This is a genomic window from Bacillus cereus group sp. Bc010 (genome assembly GCF_027716745.1).
Classification (GTDB): Bacteria; Bacillota; Bacilli; order Bacillales; family Bacillaceae_G; genus Bacillus_A; species Bacillus_A pacificus.
Map to the genome: position 1 here is coordinate 1 of NZ_JAQFUY010000037.1, position 16,620 is coordinate 16,620.

Below are 16,620 nucleotides of genomic sequence, written 5' to 3' on the forward strand. Positions count from 1 at the left end.
GTGACAAATAATAAAGCAGATGTAGCAGATACAGTAAAAGTAACAGGAGTAAAGGCAGGAGACACAGTACGTGTGTATGATGCAGCTACAAAGGGAAATCAATTAGGTGAAGATGTCGAAGTAGGAGAAGGAAAAGAAGAAGCGGTAGTAACAATTAAACAAATCGCAAAAAGTGCGAAAGCAACAGGAAACGTATATGTAAGTGTACAAGGAAAAGATGAGTTAGAAAGTGAACGAACAGAAAAAGCATACGATGCAGAAACAACAGTAGCGCCGGAGGCGTCAAATATTAAGGTAGTAAATAATAAAACAGGTGCTGAAGACACAATCACAGTGAAGAAAGTAGAAGCTGGAGATGTAGTGAATGTGTATAAAGATGGAAAAACAACAGAAGTAGCAGCAACAGCGACTGTGGCGGCTGAAACAACAGAAGTAGTCATTTCTAAAGAAGATTTATTAACGTCAACAGGCGGAAAAGCATACGTAACAGTAACAAAAGCGAACAAAGAAGAAAGTGCAAGAACAGAAGTAAGTTACGGAGCAGAACCAACAACAAAAGCGCCAGCAGCAAAAAATATTACAGTAATAAATAATAAAGAGGGCATCAAAGATACAGTAAAAGTAACAGGATTAAAAGTAGGGGACAAAGTACGTGTATATGGTGTGGCAACAAAAGGAGACGTATTAGGTGAAGTAACAGTGAAAGCACCGGAAAAAGAAACACCAGCAGAAGGTGTAGAAGAAACTGCAGTTGAAGGCACAGAAGAAACGTCAGCAAAAGGTGTAGAAAAAGTAGCGGCAGCTGAAGGTGCAGAAGAAACACCAGTTACTACGTTAGAAGCGATTGTGGAAATTGATCAAATCGCAAAAAGTGCGAAAGCAACAGGAAACGTATATGTAAGTGTACAGGGAAAAGATGAGTTAGAAAGTGAACGAACAGAGAAAGTATACGACGCGGAAACAACAATAGCACCTAAAACAGATAATATTGTGGTATTAAATAATGATGGCGAGGCTGATGTTGTAAGAGTAACAGGATTGAAAGTAGGGGACGTAGTAAAAGTATATGATGCTGCGAAAGAAGGAAAACAAATAGGTACAGCAACAGTTGGTGACAATAAGACTGCTGTAAATGTTAAAATTGATCAGTTGGGAACAGCAGCTGGAAAAGTTTATATTACTATTACAGCAATAAACAAGTTAGAAAGTGAAATGGTGGTTAAAGACTACATCGCAGAATAATTTTAATTTTTTCTGTTAAGTACGAATGCGGTCAAAATAAAAACAGCATAAACTCAGTTGAACTGCACTTCAATTATTAGGCAAAGTCTAACAATTGGAGTTGCAGTTTTTTTATGACTAAATTTACTTCAGAAGCAACAATGAGAGCAGTAATACATTAATAAGATGGAAGTGAGAGTATAAAAGATATTGCGAAATCATTGGGAGTAAATTAAGAAATGATAATAATATGGATGGAAAATGAATATAAAGCCCATCTAGGCATTTGAAAAGAATTAATGTATTGTTTGTAGTATAAAAAAGATGTACTAAATTATATGATCAAAATAGGATGTCAATTTATGACTAAGGACAATCAACAAACACATTATAAATGGAAGAGTTAAACACTGAATTGGAGCGTTTGTGTATAGAGAATGGCTATCTAAAAGAGTAGAGTGACTTAGTTTACTAATAAGGAAAGAATTTAAGGTGAAGATACTTTTAAAATTAGCAGAATTCACACAAAGTACGTATTATTGCTGGATTCAGAATTTTAATCGTATAGATAAGCATAAAGAGTTTAAATCTTAATTCCAAACACTAAATCTGAACAAAAAGTTCGTAATGAATATTACTTTATTCGTGAAGAGCTAATGAATTAATGAACTAAGGATACAAAATTAACCATAAAAAAATTAACGAAATACGAAAGTTTTAATTATAAAAAACTTAGTTGATATCAAAAAGGGCATCGAATTACACGGAATATTTCTTGAAAAGGGAACATTTAAAATAATGAGTTGATTGGAAACTTCTTCATTTAATAAATTTAGTATACAGATTATTCTAAATTGAATTTCAAATGATGTCTTTATTATTATAAAATTAAGTGGAAATTAAAGGACGTGAGTTCGAAAGAATACTGAAATCATGCCCGGGGCCCCCTAATAAAAGGACCTGTAGGAATTTATGAGTGAGTTCAGGAAACACGTTATTTATTGTTATATAGTCATGTGATGTTTAATTGGAAAATCAATAATATTACTCTCTTTTATTCTGATGAAAGTGTTCAATCGAATAAGGTAAGAATATATATTGTTTATACCGTGTTGGATTTTTTTATGGGAAAATAAGAACTAAATAACCGAAGAAATAAGGAGTTTCATATAAAATTGAAGAGATAAATAGAGAAATATTCAAAGTGAACCATGAAGATTAAATTAGAATATGATAATGATTAGGGTAGTGAAAAAACTATCTAAATTATATCTGGAAAATTATAATCTTTCCTGTTAAAGGATGTATAGTGTAAATAGCAACCTATAAAAAATACACCTCTTCCAAAGCGGAGAGGTGTATTTAGTAAGTAAATTATTGTAATAATTTACTTACCATTTGTGGTGTTTGGTTTGCTTGAGAAAGCATACTAATACCAGCTTCGTTTAAGATTTTGAATTTAGTCATCTCTGACATTTCTTTAGCCATATCAGCGTCCTCAATTTGAGAAGCTGAAGATGCCATGCTTGTAGATTGACTATTTAAATTTTCGACGTTGTATTGCAAACGATTTAATGTAGCACCTAAATCCGCACGGCTAGATGCAATGTTTGTTACGATACTGTCGATAACTTTAATAGCATCTTTAGCGTCGGCAACGTTGAACTCTTCATCTTCAGCAGTAACATCATTTTTACCAATTTTAAGATTTTCCAGTTTTACGTCATCATCACCATTTTTACCAGAAAGGGTACCTTTTCTAACGTCTGTTAATTGGATGTCGATATCTTTAGCTCCACCATCGTCAAATGTTTTAATAGAAACTTTACCAGTACTGTTTAATAAATCTTTACCGTTAAATTTTGTGTTATTTGCGATGTAGTCAATTTGTTCAGTTAATTGATTAAATTCTTTTTGTAGTGCAGCTTTATCATTATCAGAATTTGTTCCATTAGCTGATTGGACAGCTAGGTCACGCATACGTAGTAAAACGTTTGAAACGGTGTTTAAAGCAGAATCAGCAGTTTGAATTAAAGAGATACCATCTTGTGTATTTCGAGCAGCTACTCCTAATCCACTTTCTTTTGCACGCATGCGAGTTGCGATTGCAAGTCCAGCAGCGTCATCAGCTGCACTGTTAATACGTTTACCACTAGATAAACGATTCATAGAAGTGTTCATTTTGTCTTGGTTTTGGCGCATGTACTCTTGAGTACGCATGCTATTAATGTTTGTATTAATTCTCATGTTAAGAACCCCCATTTTTTTATATTGAGTTTTCTGCAAATTGAAAAACGGTAATATGCAAAAAAAACAATTTCGAATTTATTGTAAGCCCTGCTATAATGGGTGTCAACTGAAAATTTGAATTAATAAATATAAAAAAATAACAGTTTAACAATTTAGTCGTTTTTTTATTACAATATAATTGCAAAGGATTATTGCAAACTTTACGAAAAAACTCTAATATTAGATTATCTTTGTTTACCGAAAAGGTGATATTATGGTAGTTGGAAATATAGTAAAAGAAGTACTTGCATATAAAAAAGGACAGTTTCAGCAAAAGTTAAGTAGTCCGCAGGCGTTCGTGAGTAGTAGGTTTCAAGAGAAGTTGCAAAGCGAACCTATGAAGGAGACGAAGGCTACTACGCAGCCGGCTAAAGTAGAGGATATGAGTCAGCCGGTACAATCTACGAAAATAGAAGGGGTTGTGAATAAACCGGAAGCATCTATTCATAAAGTAGAGGAAGTAAGTAAGCCAGAAGAAAAGCCTGAAACGAAGAAAGTTGATGAAGTGCAAGTTGCGCAAAAAGAGTTTGAACGACGTTTCCCGGAAACGAAAAATGAGGCTGTTGATACGTGGGGATTAACGAAGAAGTATAATATTCAAAAAATACGTTCTTCAAATGAAGGGAAGTATGAGGATATTATAGATAGAGTAAGTCGTACATACGGAATTCCGAAAACGTTAATTCAAAAAATGATTGAAGTAGAGTCTAATTTTAATCCGAAAACGGTGTCACATGCAGGTGCGATGGGACTTATGCAGCTTATGCCAGCGAATGTGAAAGAGATGGGTATAAAAAATCCATTTTCACCAGCTGAAAGTATTGAAGGCGGCGTGAAAGAGTTAAGCGGTTATTTAAAGAAAAATAACGGTGACTTAGTTTTAGCGCTTGCTTCTTATAATGCTGGTCCTGGTAATGTGAGAAAGTACGGAGGGGTACCTCCATTTAAAGAAACGCAAGGATATATTAAAAAAATATTAAATATCGACGTTTCAAAATAAGAGATTTCATTATATAGAGAGAATATGAAATTTTCGTGAACATGATATGGGAGTTGGCTAGATTTGAAATTACAAGATGATATTCCGTTAACAATTTATTTTGAAATCGGAAATACGAAAAAGAAAATTGAAGATCTGCTTCATATTACGAAAGGTACATTGTATCGTCTTGAAAATTCAACGAAAAATACGGTGCGTCTTATGCTTGAGAATGAAGAGATTGGAACCGGAAAGATTTTGACGAAGAATGGAAAAATGTACGTTGAAATCGTTGAATTGAAAAGGTAGGGAAGGGGATTTTCATGAGCGGCGATAAATTAAGCCAAGAGCAAATTGATGCCCTGCTGAAGGCGGTAAATGAAGGCGAGGAAATGCCAGCTTTCGCACAAGAAGCAGGGAAGCAAGATAAATTTCAAGAGTATGATTTTAATAGACCGGAGAAGTTCGGTGTTGAACATTTACGTAGTTTGCAAGCGATTGCTTCTACGTTTGGTAAACAGACGTCACAGTCGTTATCTGCGCGTATGCGCATTCCAATTGAACTAGAGCCTTCGACAGTTGAGCAAGTTCCATTTACGAGTGAGTATGTGGAGAAAATGCCGAAAGATTATTATTTATATTGCGTTATTGATCTCGGACTTCCAGAGCTTGGAGAAATTGTTATTGAGATTGATTTAGCATTTGTTATTTACATTCATGAGTGCTGGCTTGGCGGGGATAGTAAGCGTAACTTTACGATGCGTAGACCGTTAACTGCATTCGAGTTTTTAACGCTTGATAATATATTTACGCTTCTATGCAAAAATTTAGAGCAATCGTTTGAAAGTGTTGTGGCAATTAAACCGACATTTGTAACGACAGAGACAGATCCGAATGCACTTAAGATTACGACAGCAAGTGATATTATTTCATTACTGAACGTAAATATGAAAACGGATTTTTGGAATACGACAGTTCGTATTGGGATTCCGTTCTTATCTGTTGAAGAAATTATGGATAAGTTAACGTCTGAAAATATTGTCGAACATTCTTCAGATAAGCGTAAAAAGTATACGTCTGAAGTGGAAGTGAAAGTAAATCAAGTGTATAAACCAGTTCACGTTGCCATTGGTGAGCAGAAGATGACGATGGGCGAGATTGAACAAATTGAAGAAGGCGATATTATTCCGCTTCATACGAAAGTTTCGGATGAATTGCTTGGTTTTGTAGATGGAAAGCATAAATTTAATTGTTTTATTGGAAAAGATGGAACGCGTAAGGCGCTCTTATTTAAAAGTTTTGTAGAGTAGGAGGATCCATATGAAGCATGAAGTATCTCCTGTGTCATTAATGGGGTTAGAAGAATTTGCAGGAAAGCGAAATGAAACTAGTAAAGCACATATTGATACTGTTTCAGATATTTCGATTGAACTTGGTGTAAAGCTTGGGAAAACATCTATTACGCTCGGTGATGTGAAACAGTTAAAAGTGGGCGATGTTCTGGAAGTAGAGAAAAACTTAGGACATAAAGTAGATGTGTATTTAAGTAATATGAAAGTTGGCATTGGAGAAGCGATCGTAATGGACGAGAAGTTCGGTATTATCATTTCTGAAATTGAAGCTGACAAGAAGCAAGCTGCGCTTATGAAAGCGCAAAGTCAAATGCAAGATAAAGAGTAGAGGAGGAGTCATATGTCGTATATGACGACCTTATTTCAAGTCGTTTTACTGTTTGGTGCGCTCGGCTACGGTGCATATTTTATGACGAAAAAGACGCGCAAACAGCAGTTTTTTAAACAAGGTGAAAATGGCCATATTCAAGTGAAGGACGGCGTGTATTTAAATCATCAAACGAGCGCCTTTTTATTTGAAGTAGACGGCAAGCAAGTGTTCACTGTTATTAGTAATAACGGTGTACAATCTGTGCAATTAACAGGAACAGGAAATCAGTTTCAACAAGCGCTAGAAGACGCGGTGAAGAGTGAAACGAAAAAAGTAGAGGATCCATCATGAGAATAAAGAAACAGTTATCATTATTAGCCGTTATTTTCGTATTTTCTATCGTTTTTTCAATTATTTTTGTAAATCCAGCGTATGCAGCCCAAAACGGTTTTATTAATTTCGAAAATGGGAAAGAGTTTACGAGTAATTCAAGTGTGCAGTTATTTGCGCTCGTGACCCTTTTATCATTATCTTCATCTATCGTTCTATTATTTACACATTTTACTTATTTTATGATTGTTCTTGGGATTACACGTCAAGGACTTGGGGTAATGAATTTGCCACCGAACCAAGTGCTCGTTGGACTTGCCTTATTTTTATCACTCTTTACGATGCAGCCTGTTCTTGGGCAGCTAAAGAGCGATGTGTGGGATCCGATGACGAAAGAGAAAATAACGGTAAGCCAAGCTGCGGAAACGACAGCGCCGATTATGAAAGAGTATATGTCAAAGCATACGTATAAGCATGATTTAAAAATGATGCTGAAAGTGCGCGGAGAAGAATTACCGAAAGATTTGAAAGATCTTTCCTTATTTACGCTCGTACCATCCTTTACGTTAACGCAAATCCAAAAGGGATTATTAACAGGGATGTTCATTTATTTAGCGTTTGTATTTATAGATTTGATTATTAGTACACTTTTAATGTACCTCGGGATGATGATGGTACCGCCGATGATTTTAAGTTTACCGTTTAAAATACTCGTTTTCGTATATTTAGGTGGATATACAAAAATCGTCGACATTATGTTTAAAACGGTCGCCTGAAGCGTTTGATGCTATGTGATAGGAGTCATATAAATGAATACGTCACCAATTATAGATATTTTTCAAACCTTTTTTTATAAAGGGGTTATGATTTTAATGCCGGTTGCCGGTGTAAGTATGATTGTCGTTATTATCATCGCTGTTATTATGGCGATGATGCAAATTCAAGAGCAAACGCTGACGTTTTTACCGAAAATGGCGAGTATTGTACTCGTTATTATCATTTTAGGTCCTTGGATGTTTCAAGAGTTAACGACGCTTATTTTAGATTTATTTGATAAAATTCCATCGCTATTGCGTTCGTACTAAGATAGGTGAACTGAAATGAATATGGAATTATGGGCGGCGACGTTTTTTGCGTTTTGCCGCATTACTTCATTTTTATATTTTTTACCGTTTTTCTCTGGTCGATCTATTCCAGCTATGGCGAAGGTTACAGTTGGACTTGCCCTTTCCATAACAGTTGCCGATCAAGTTGATGTCTCTCACATAAAAACAACTTGGGACGTAGCAGCTTATGCAGGTACGCAAATTGTAATTGGATTATCACTTTCAAAAATTGTAGAAATGCTGTGGAACATTCCGAAAATGGCCGGGCATATTTTAGACTTTGATATCGGTTTATCACAAGCAAGTTTGTTTGATGTAAATGCAGGCTCACAGTCTACTTTACTATCAACCATTTTTGATATATTTTTTCTCATTATTTTTATTTCACTTGGCGGCATTAATTATTTCGTTGCCACGATTTTAAAGTCGTTTCAATATACAGAGGCGATTTCAAAATTGTTGACGACTAGTTTTTTAGATAGTCTACTCGCAACGTTATTATTTGCGATCACATCAGCGGTTGAAATTGCACTTCCGCTTATGGGAAGTTTATTCATCATTAACTTTGTTTTAATTTTAATCGCAAAAAACGCTCCGCAATTAAACGTTTTTATGAATGCATATGTGATTAAAATTACGTGTGGTATTTTGTTTATTGCGATGAGTGTACCGATGCTCGGTTATGTGTTTAAAAATATGACGGATGTATTGCTTGAGGAATATACGAAACTATTTAACTTTTTCTTAACGAAGTAGGGGGACGCACATGGCAAAGGATAATAAAACAGAAAAGGCCACCCCGCAGAAGCGTAAGAAATCGCGTGAAGAAGGGAATATTGCCCGGAGTAAAGATTTAAATAATTTATTTTCCATTCTTGTATTAGCAGTTGTCGTTTACTTTTTCGGAGATTGGCTCGGGTTTGAGATTGCCAATTCTGTATCGGTGCTGTTTGATCAAATTGGAAAAAATACAGATTCAACCGAGTATTTTTATATGATGGGGATGTTACTACTAAAAGTATCAGCACCTATATTAATACTCGTATATGCTTTTCATTTATTCAATTATATGATTCAAGTCGGTTTCTTATTTTCTTCTAAAGTGATTAAGCCGAAAGCGTCGCGTATTAACCCAAAAAACTATTTTACGAGATTGTTTAGTCGTAAAAGTTTAGTAGATATTTTGAAATCACTGTTTTATATGGGATTAATCGGTTACGTCGCTTACGTGCTCTTTAAAAAGAATTTAGAGACAATTGTGAGTATGATTGGATTTAACTGGACTGCGTCACTTACTGAAATTATTAGGCAAATTAAATTTATCTTCTTAGCTATTTTAATTATATTAATCGTTCTTTCTATCATTGATTTTATTTATCAAAAATGGGAGTACGAACAAGATATTAAGATGAAAAAAGAAGAAGTAAAACAAGAGCATAAAGATAATGAAGGGGACCCGCAAGTAAAGGGGAAACGAAAAAACTTTATGCACGCTATATTGCAAGGGACAATTGCGAAGAAGATGGATGGCGCAACGTTTATTGTAAACAACCCGACTCATATTTCAGTCGTACTCAGATACAATAAACACGTTGATGCAGCACCAATTGTCGTTGCAAAAGGGGAAGATGAGCTCGCTTTATATATACGAACGCTTGCCCGTGAACAAGAAATACCAATGGTGGAAAACCGTCAGCTTGCTCGTTCTTTATATTATCAAGTCGAGGAAGATATGGCGATTCCAGAAGATTTATACGTAGCTGTAATTGAAGTTATGCGCTATTTAATTCAAACGAATGAACTTGAAGTATAATAGCGCGTTTGGAGGAGATCTCTTTGTTTAAGATAGATTCTGCAAGAACCTATTTTTCTATCTTTTTAGCAGCGTCATTCGTAGTGGCGCTCTTAATTCCACTTCCACCATTTATACTTGATATCATTATCGTTTTTCTACTAAGTATGTCAGTGCTTATTTATATGCGAGCGACAAGTATTAACGAGTGGGATGAATTAAAGTCATTTCCGACGATGTTGTTATTAATCGGGATTTTCCGCGTATCGATTAACGTATCGACGACGCGAGCGATTTTGACAAACGGAAATGCCGGTCATGTTATTGAAGAGTTCGGCCAGTTCGTAATTGGCGGGAACTTATTAATTGGTATCGTTATTTTTACAGTATTAATCATATTCCAGTTTATCGTTGCAAACGGTGCATCTCGTACAGCTGAAGTTGCAGCTCGTTTTACACTTGATTCTTTACCAGGGAAACAAATGTCGATCGATGCGGATTTAAACCAGCGTATTATTTCAGAAAAAGATGCACAAGCAAAACGAAAAAAATTAAATATGGAAACAGAGTTTTACGGGGCGATGGATGGTGCCGGGAAGTTCATTAAAGGGGACGTTATTTTCGGGATTGTTATTTTATTCGTAAACATCATTTTCGGTTTAATTGTCGGAATGATGCAGCAGGGTATGAGCTTTGGTGAAGCGGCTCTTCATTACACGCAGTTAACTGTCGGTGACGGAATTGTAAACCAAATCGGTTCGTTAATGCTTGCGATTTCAACAGGTATTATCGTAACGCGTGTATTTGACGGTTCACCAGATACAGTAACGGAAGGTATCTTTAAAGAGTTATTAGCGCATGAAGTCGTTGTATATGCGCTTGGCGGTTTATTTATCGCAATGGGTATTTTTACTCCGCTACCATTTCTACCGTTTGCACTCGTTGGTGGAACGATTATCTTCTTAGGAATTCGAAATAAAAACCGAATGAAGAAAGAAAAAGAAGATGAGCTTCAAAAAGAATTAGAAATGATTCAAGGCGAAGATGAGCAATTGCAACAAGTGGAAGATTCATTTGGCGTATTTACAGATAAATATCCAATTATTGTAGAACTAGGTTTAGATTTAGCGGCACTTGTAAAGCAGAAAATTAACGGGGAAACAGCTCGTGATAAAGTTGTTCTTATGAGGAAATCGATTATTACCGACCTTGGTATTAACGTTCCTGGAATTAACTTTAAAGATAATACGAGTTTTAGACCGCGCGGACGTTACATTATTCGCATTAAAGGTGCGAAGGCAGCTGAAGGTGTTTTGAAATCAGGTTACTTATTAGCGCTGAAAACACCAAATGTAATGGCCGATTTAGATGCAGAACCAGCGAAAGATCCGATTTTTGGCGAGGATGGATATTGGATTTTAGAACATATGGTACAAGATGCACAAATGAAAGGCTATCAAGTATTAGAGCCACTTAGCATATTAATTACACATTTAGATGTTGTCGTTAGACGTAACCTGCATGAGTTAATTCAGCGTCAACATGTAAAAGATTTAATTAACTCCCTTGAAAATGATAACGGCGTTTTATTAGAAGAGATTAAGAAGAAAGAAATCGACTTATCACTTGTTCAAAATGTTATTAAGCAATTGCTAAAAGAAGGTATTTCTATTCGTGATTTACCAACCATTATTGAAGGTATTATTGACGGAAAAGAAATTTATCAAAACCATGTTGATGGCGTAACGTCATTCGTCCGTGAATGTATTTCAAAAGTGATTTGTGAAAATGCCAAAAATCCTGACGGGAAAATATATGCGGCGCTCTTCTCAGATTCAATCGAGTTAGATGCAGACGTTGTGAACAATTCTTATCAAGGTTATTTATTAAACTGGGATTTAGATTTAGAAACGCGAGTCGTTGAACAAGTACAACGCGTATTGAAACAAGCGAGGTTAATGGGAAGGGAACCAGTATTATTAACGCGTAGAAAAGATTTCAGGTTTGCGATTGTAAGACTTCTTGAGCGTTATCAAGTAGAAGCGCAAGTACTTTGTATTAGCGAATTAGCACCAGAAATTGTTGTAGATCAAATTGCCTATATTGAATAGTAGGGGGTGAAGTAATGGAAAGTACAGAAAAGAAAGAAGCGTTAATGCGAATAAAAGCAGCTTCGAAAAATGAATTGTATCGAAAGTTATTTGACCAATATGGTACAGATTATTATTACGTTGTCGATGAAAGTGTAAAACGCAATATCCCGTTTTTTTGGAAAAAGAATTATGAAATGTTAGTTGCTTTTCCAGAGGATAAACAGGAAGAAGTAAACGAAGGCACAGCTCAATTTCATGAACAATTAATGGATGTTGTAAATGATCCTTCAGAACAAATTGTGAAGGCGAACGGAATTCAATCGGTACTGCACAATTTAGAAAACGTGACGACTCCTATGTCGTACGCGGCGATGCAAACAGGAAATAGTGAAGAATGGGCAAGAAAGAAAGAGAAACTATTAAAGCTGTTTGAAAAAGGTATCGTCGTTGTGAAACAGACGGAAGAAACGAAAGTAACGAAAAAGCAAAAAGCTGTGAAAAAAGTCGTTCCCGTCAAAAAAGAAGAAGTGGTTGTAAAAAAAGAAAAGCAAGAATCTGTACCATTTATTATTCAAAAAGTAATTCGCATGCTAGAACAAAACGATGTAGAACAATACTTCATTCATGCATATGCTGAAAAGTTAAAAGTGAAGTTTGAGAATGCAACGATGATTACAGAAGAAGAAGTAATCGAATATATATTGGAAGATATGAGCTCTCATTTCAATACGGAAAATGTATTTGAAAAAGAAGTACAAACAATTGCATTAATCGGTCCAACTGGTGTTGGAAAAACGACGACACTTGCGAAAATGGCGTGGCAGTTTCACGGTAAGAAAAAAACGGTTGGTTTTATTACGACCGACCATTCTCGCATTGGGACAGTTCAGCAACTGCAAGATTACGTAAAGACAATTGGATTTGAAGTAATCGCTGTGCGTGATGAAGCTGCAATGACAAGAGCACTTACGTATTTTAAAGAAGAAGCGCGCGTCGATTATATTTTAATTGATACAGCTGGGAAAAATTATCGTGCGTCAGAAACTGTAGAAGAAATGATTGAAACGATGGGACAAGTAGAGCCAGATTATATTTGTTTAACGTTATCAGCTTCGATGAAAAGTAAAGATATGATTGAAATCATTACGAACTTTAAAGATATTCATATTGATGGTATCGTCTTTACGAAATTTGATGAAACGGCAAGTAGTGGGGAATTGTTGAAAATTCCAGCAGTATCATCAGCCCCCATTGTATTAATGACAGACGGACAAGACGTAAAGAAAAACATACATATCGCTACAGCGGAACATTTAGCGAAACAAATGTTGCAAACATCATAGAAAAGAGGTGAAGAATAAGGCAATTGCCTTATTCAATCGAGTATGAACGGTCTTTATATAGGTTCAATGGGTATGATGAATTACATGCAGCGCATTAATGTTCATTCGAATAACGTTGCAAATGCCCAAACGACAGGATTTAAAGCAGAAAATATGACTTCTAAAGTATTTGATGTACAAGACACATATCGCCGCGGTGACGGATCTGTAACAAATATTGGCTCAGTCGATTACGCTGTAGTACCAGCCGCAACGCATGTGAACTTAGTACAAGGAAATATACAAATGACAAATAGTGCTACAGATTTCTTTTTAGATGACGGTGCAAACGGTACAACATCATTTTTCGTTACATCTAAAAACGATGAAACGTTTTTAACGAGAGATGGTAGTTTTACAATAAATAGTGATCGTTACTTGCAAACATCATCTGGTGCTTTTGTTATGGGAGAAAATAATGAACGTATTCGTATTCCTGAGGGAGCAAAGGTAGCTGTACAAGCAGATGGTACATTATATGATAAAGTAACACAAAATAATATTGCTCGCCTGCAAACAAAAACAGTAGATGCAGAAGCGAATAATCGTCTTGTGCAACGAGAGAACAAAAGCTTTACACTAGCAGAAGGAAATATTGCTGATTTACCGAACGGAACAGGCTTAGTAAAAAACCATATGCTAGAAAATTCAAATGTAGATATGACGAAAGAGATGGCAGATCTAATGACAGATCAAAGAATGATTTCAGCATCACAACGCGTTATGACTTCATTTGATAAAATTTATGAAAAAGAAGCAAATGAAATATTGAGATAGGGGACTTCCGTTAGCGGAAGTCTTTTTTATTTCTGTTTTAAATTTCAGAATTATCAATTGACTTTGTGGAGCTTCTTTTTTATATTAGTAGGTATAACTATAACTACTAAAGAGGTGAGAGTATGACAACGGCATTATATTTAGAAGATGCATACAAAACGAGTTGCGAAACAGAAGTGATAAAAGTAGAAGGAAATAAAGTATTTGTAAAAGAAACAGTTTTTTATCCAACTGGTGGAGGGCAGGAATGTGATACGGGTGTCATTGTACAAGATAGGTCTGTATTTGAAGTTGAAAAAGTAAAGAAGGAGCAGGGAGAAATAGTTCACTATATAAAAGATGGAGCTCAAGTAAATTTAGGTCCAGTTAAATTAGAGATTAATTGGGAAAGACGTCATAACTTAATGCGTCATCATTCTTTACTGCATCTTATCGGAGCTGTCGTTTATGAAAAGTATGGAGCTCTATGCACTGGAAATCAAATCTATCCTGACAAAGCACGTATCGATTTTAATGAGTTACAAGAGTTATCGAGCGTGGAAGTAGAAGAAATTGTTAAGGAAGTGAATAAACTTATTAAACAAAATAAAGAAATTTCCACTCGTTATATGAGCCGCGAAGAAGCAGAAAATGCTGTAGGAATGATTAAAACAGCCATAAACCTCCTGCCAACTACTATACAAGAAATCCGCATTGTTACAATTGAAAATTTAGACGAACAAGCTTGTGGAGGCACACATGTGAAAAATACGAATGAAATAGGAACACTTGTTATTGATAAAGTAAAAAGTAAAGGTAAGCAAAATCGTCGCTTTGAAGTTAGAGCGATTTAGATTGTGAGGAGTACTAATGGATGAAATTATAAAGGAATTACAAAAGCTAGGTTTTTCCCAGTACGAATGTAAAGCGTATATTGGATTACTAAAACATTCCCCAGTAACTGGGTATGAAGTGAGTAAACAAACAGGAGTACCTCGTTCTATGATTTACGAGGTACTCGGTAAGTTAATGGATAAAGGAGCGGTACATATTGTACCTTCTGAACCAGTGAAATATGTACCAGTATCAGCTACCGAATTAATGAATCGAATGCGAAAAGACTTTGAAAAGTCCTTTGAATTTTTAGATGAGAAATTAAATGGTTTAGAACAAGAGCGACAAATAGATGTAATTTCGCATATTCGCTCAAATGATCGTGTTTTGAAGGAAATATGCAATATAATTAATAGAGCGAAGGAAGAGTTATGGATTTCTGTATGGGAAGATCAAGTGCATGAAATTGAGCCATACATTCATCAAAAGGAAGAGGAAGGAGTACATATATTTTCAATCTTATTTGGCGCTCCAGAAACAAAAATAGGAGCGACGTTTCACCATAATTATATGATGCCCCACGTTGTTGAAAAGAGAATGGGTGGTCATTTAACTGTAATCGCACGTGACGGGGAAGAAGTATTAATTGCGAACTTCTCAAATGATAGCACTTCATGGGCTGTTACAACGTATGACCCAGCTCTAGTTCTCGTTGCTACAGAGTATGTGCGGCACGATATTATGGTTGAAGAAATCACGCAGGAATTTGGAGCTGATAAGTTAGATACGTTATGGCGTGAAAATATAGATTTAGTTCATGTCGTAACAGGAAAACGAACTTTAGAAGGAATGGAGGATGATACGGATGAGTAAAGCTCAGGCACATGTAGCTTTGCAAAGCGATGATACATTTCAGCAAGGAGTAAAAGATTGTTTACCAACTGTATTTGGTTATTTAAGCATCGGTATAGCAGCTGGTGTAATTGCAAAAACAGCAGGTTTCTCCATTATTGAAATTGCGTTTATGTCCACTTTAATTTATGCAGGTTCTGCCCAATTTATATTAGCTGGTATGTATGCAGCTGGTGCACCTGCTTCAGCAATCATTTTCACCGTCTTTTTTGTTAATTTACGCCACCTTCTAATGAGTGCTGCGCTTGCACCGTACTTTACGAAACTGCCTCTATTTAAAAACTTACTAATTGGTTCTCAAATTACAGATGAAACGTTCGGCGTTGCAGTACAGCATGCTGCGCAAAAAGGATATTTAGGCGAAAGATGGATGATTGGGCTAAATGTAACGGCTTATTTAAATTGGATCCTTGCTACTATTATCGGCGGGCTATTTGGTGAATGGATACCAGATCCGCATACGTACGGTATGGATTATGCATTACCAGCAATGTTTATCGGGTTATTTGTACTTCAGCTCATAAGTAGTAAACCGAAGTTAGCAATTCATCTTACTGTTGCAATTGTAGCAATTATCATCGCATATGTTTCACACTTATTTATGCCAGATAGTATAGCGGTTATTATCGCAACACTACTAGCTGCGACGATTGGAGTGGTGATTGAAAAATGGAAATGAGATTAGATATAATATTACTTTTATTAGCAGCAGGAGCTGTCACACTCGTGCCACGTATTTTACCTCTACTCGTATTTAGTAAACTACAAATTCCAGACTGGGGTTTAAAATGGTTAAATTACATACCAATCGCGATATTAGCAGCACTTTTAGCGCAAGTTTTATTTATGCATGAGACGATGCAGTGGGATTACCTGATCGCAGCAATTCCAACATTTCTTGTAGCGATATATACTCGTAGTTTATTAGGTACAGTATTAACGGGTGTGATTGTGATTATTTTGTTACGTTTCTTTTTCTAAAAAGGATTACGCTCATATAATAGCGAAAGGTGTAATAACATGAAAAATATAGGGGTGGTGTTATGATACTTTTAACGATAGGAGCAATTTTGTTAACGTTGTTTATTTTCTTTATTATCGGCTTCATTACGTTTATGATGTTTGTTGATAAGGCGACACCTCAAATTTATTACACACCTTGTGAATCAGTGACAGTGAAAGCTAAAGGTAAAAATAGAAGGAAGAAAAGTTGAAAGTTGACTTTTCTTTCTTTTGTTTTATCTGATTTTTCTGTATAATTTAA

18 protein-coding genes and 1 pseudogene are annotated in these 16,620 nt (G+C 35.6%); 18 read left to right on the plus strand and 1 reads right to left on the minus strand.

From position 1 onward, the window contains the following. Positions 1 to 1,242: pseudogene (locus tag PDQ68_RS24600) on the plus strand (hypothetical protein); the annotation flags it as partial. Positions 1,243 to 2,595: 1,353 nt separating this feature from the next. Here PDQ68_RS24600 and PDQ68_RS24605 read toward each other — a convergent pair. Next, entirely contained in the window at positions 2,596 to 3,468 is an 873-nt protein-coding gene (locus tag PDQ68_RS24605; protein WP_061183349.1) for a flagellin N-terminal helical domain-containing protein, read from the minus strand. A 256-nt stretch (positions 3,469 to 3,724) separates the two neighbouring features. Here PDQ68_RS24605 and PDQ68_RS24610 point away from each other — a divergent pair, with 256 nt between their 5' ends. The 17 genes from PDQ68_RS24610 to PDQ68_RS24690 all read left to right on the plus strand — a co-directional run bounded on the left by PDQ68_RS24610 (position 3,725) and on the right by PDQ68_RS24690 (position 16,570). Then, positions 3,725 to 4,510: a lytic transglycosylase domain-containing protein gene (locus tag PDQ68_RS24610; RefSeq protein WP_061183348.1), complete on the plus strand. Its 786-nt coding sequence runs from the start codon at positions 3,725 to 3,727 to the stop codon at positions 4,508 to 4,510. A gap of 63 nt (positions 4,511 to 4,573) precedes the next feature. After that, the gene (locus PDQ68_RS24615) at positions 4,574 to 4,798 is read left to right on the plus strand and encodes a flagellar motor switch protein FliN (protein ID WP_000775712.1); all 225 of its coding nucleotides are present in this window, start codon (positions 4,574 to 4,576) and stop codon (positions 4,796 to 4,798) included. 14 nt (positions 4,799 to 4,812) lie between these two features. Continuing rightward, a complete protein-coding gene (gene fliM, locus PDQ68_RS24620) occupies positions 4,813 to 5,799 on the plus strand; it encodes a flagellar motor switch protein FliM (protein ID WP_061183347.1) in 987 nt (328 codons plus the stop codon). Positions 5,800 to 5,809: 10 nt separating this feature from the next. Then, positions 5,810 to 6,169 carry a flagellar motor switch protein FliN gene (fliN, locus tag PDQ68_RS24625; protein WP_000680028.1) on the plus strand — a complete coding sequence of 120 codons (360 nt, stop codon included), beginning with the start codon at positions 5,810 to 5,812 and terminating at the stop codon, positions 6,167 to 6,169. Positions 6,170 to 6,181: 12 nt separating this feature from the next. After that, positions 6,182 to 6,502, plus strand: coding sequence for a hypothetical protein (locus tag PDQ68_RS24630; RefSeq protein ID WP_000121170.1), 321 nt, complete (start codon positions 6,182 to 6,184; stop codon positions 6,500 to 6,502). Beyond that, on the plus strand, positions 6,499 to 7,257 hold the full coding sequence (locus PDQ68_RS24635) for a flagellar type III secretion system pore protein FliP (RefSeq protein WP_001220586.1): 759 nt from the start codon (positions 6,499 to 6,501) through the stop codon (positions 7,255 to 7,257). Before PDQ68_RS24630 ends, PDQ68_RS24635 begins: the two co-directional genes overlap by 4 nt. Positions 7,258 to 7,290: 33 nt before the next feature. Next, positions 7,291 to 7,566 (plus strand): flagellar biosynthetic protein FliQ, encoded by a 276-nt coding sequence (locus PDQ68_RS24640; protein WP_001098085.1) that lies wholly within the window; start codon positions 7,291 to 7,293, stop codon positions 7,564 to 7,566. A 15-nt stretch (positions 7,567 to 7,581) separates the two neighbouring features. Further along, entirely contained in the window at positions 7,582 to 8,343 is a 762-nt protein-coding gene (locus tag PDQ68_RS24645) for a flagellar biosynthetic protein FliR (protein WP_001055716.1), read from the plus strand. Positions 8,344 to 8,353: 10 nt separating this feature from the next. After that, positions 8,354 to 9,400 (plus strand): flagellar type III secretion system protein FlhB, encoded by a 1,047-nt coding sequence (gene flhB, locus PDQ68_RS24650; RefSeq protein WP_061183346.1) that lies wholly within the window; start codon positions 8,354 to 8,356, stop codon positions 9,398 to 9,400. Between the two features lie 23 nt (positions 9,401 to 9,423). Beyond that, a complete protein-coding gene (gene flhA / locus PDQ68_RS24655) occupies positions 9,424 to 11,490 on the plus strand; it encodes a flagellar biosynthesis protein FlhA (protein WP_000472544.1) in 2,067 nt (688 codons plus the stop codon). Between the two features lie 14 nt (positions 11,491 to 11,504). Further along, entirely contained in the window at positions 11,505 to 12,815 is a 1,311-nt protein-coding gene (flhF, locus tag PDQ68_RS24660; protein ID WP_000446193.1) for a flagellar biosynthesis GTPase FlhF, read from the plus strand. A 42-nt stretch (positions 12,816 to 12,857) separates the two neighbouring features. Beyond that, entirely contained in the window at positions 12,858 to 13,631 is a 774-nt protein-coding gene (locus PDQ68_RS24665; protein WP_080444138.1) for a flagellar basal-body rod protein FlgG, read from the plus strand. Between the two features lie 122 nt (positions 13,632 to 13,753). After that, complete coding sequence (locus PDQ68_RS24670) at positions 13,754 to 14,464, plus strand: alanyl-tRNA editing protein (protein WP_061183345.1); 711 nt, start codon at positions 13,754 to 13,756, stop codon at positions 14,462 to 14,464. Positions 14,465 to 14,480: 16 nt separating this feature from the next. Beyond that, positions 14,481 to 15,317, plus strand: a complete 837-nt coding sequence (locus PDQ68_RS24675) for a TrmB family transcriptional regulator (RefSeq protein ID WP_061183344.1) — start codon at positions 14,481 to 14,483, stop codon at positions 15,315 to 15,317. Further along, on the plus strand, positions 15,310 to 16,035 hold the full coding sequence (locus PDQ68_RS24680) for an AzlC family ABC transporter permease (RefSeq protein ID WP_016717083.1): 726 nt from the start codon (positions 15,310 to 15,312) through the stop codon (positions 16,033 to 16,035). The genes PDQ68_RS24675 and PDQ68_RS24680 overlap by 8 nt, the downstream gene beginning before the upstream one ends. Next, positions 16,026 to 16,337: an AzlD domain-containing protein gene (locus PDQ68_RS24685; RefSeq protein ID WP_016717084.1), complete on the plus strand. Its 312-nt coding sequence runs from the start codon at positions 16,026 to 16,028 to the stop codon at positions 16,335 to 16,337. Before PDQ68_RS24680 ends, PDQ68_RS24685 begins: the two co-directional genes overlap by 10 nt. A 62-nt stretch (positions 16,338 to 16,399) precedes the next feature. Then, positions 16,400 to 16,570 carry a DUF3951 domain-containing protein gene (locus PDQ68_RS24690; protein WP_016717085.1) on the plus strand — a complete coding sequence of 57 codons (171 nt, stop codon included), beginning with the start codon at positions 16,400 to 16,402 and terminating at the stop codon, positions 16,568 to 16,570. The last annotated feature ends 50 nt before the right edge of the window (positions 16,571 to 16,620 follow it).

Coding starts and splice junctions, on each gene's coding strand:
- PDQ68_RS24605 (WP_061183349.1), bottom strand. CDS start 3,468: ATGAGAATTAATACAAACATTAATAGCATGCGTACTCAAGAGTACATG.
- PDQ68_RS24610 (WP_061183348.1), top strand. CDS start 3,725: ATGGTAGTTGGAAATATAGTAAAAGAAGTACTTGCATATAAAAAAGGA.
- fliM (WP_061183347.1), top strand. CDS start 4,813: ATGAGCGGCGATAAATTAAGCCAAGAGCAAATTGATGCCCTGCTGAAG.
- fliN (WP_000680028.1), top strand. CDS start 5,810: ATGAAGCATGAAGTATCTCCTGTGTCATTAATGGGGTTAGAAGAATTT.
- PDQ68_RS24630 (WP_000121170.1), top strand. CDS start 6,182: ATGTCGTATATGACGACCTTATTTCAAGTCGTTTTACTGTTTGGTGCG.
- PDQ68_RS24635 (WP_001220586.1), top strand. CDS start 6,499: ATGAGAATAAAGAAACAGTTATCATTATTAGCCGTTATTTTCGTATTT.
- PDQ68_RS24640 (WP_001098085.1), top strand. CDS start 7,291: ATGAATACGTCACCAATTATAGATATTTTTCAAACCTTTTTTTATAAA.
- PDQ68_RS24645 (WP_001055716.1), top strand. CDS start 7,582: ATGAATATGGAATTATGGGCGGCGACGTTTTTTGCGTTTTGCCGCATT.
- flhB (WP_061183346.1), top strand. CDS start 8,354: ATGGCAAAGGATAATAAAACAGAAAAGGCCACCCCGCAGAAGCGTAAG.
- flhF (WP_000446193.1), top strand. CDS start 11,505: ATGGAAAGTACAGAAAAGAAAGAAGCGTTAATGCGAATAAAAGCAGCT.
- PDQ68_RS24665 (WP_080444138.1), top strand. CDS start 12,858: ATGAACGGTCTTTATATAGGTTCAATGGGTATGATGAATTACATGCAG.
- PDQ68_RS24670 (WP_061183345.1), top strand. CDS start 13,754: ATGACAACGGCATTATATTTAGAAGATGCATACAAAACGAGTTGCGAA.
- PDQ68_RS24675 (WP_061183344.1), top strand. CDS start 14,481: ATGGATGAAATTATAAAGGAATTACAAAAGCTAGGTTTTTCCCAGTAC.
- PDQ68_RS24680 (WP_016717083.1), top strand. CDS start 15,310: ATGAGTAAAGCTCAGGCACATGTAGCTTTGCAAAGCGATGATACATTT.
- PDQ68_RS24685 (WP_016717084.1), top strand. CDS start 16,026: ATGGAAATGAGATTAGATATAATATTACTTTTATTAGCAGCAGGAGCT.
- PDQ68_RS24690 (WP_016717085.1), top strand. CDS start 16,400: ATGATACTTTTAACGATAGGAGCAATTTTGTTAACGTTGTTTATTTTC.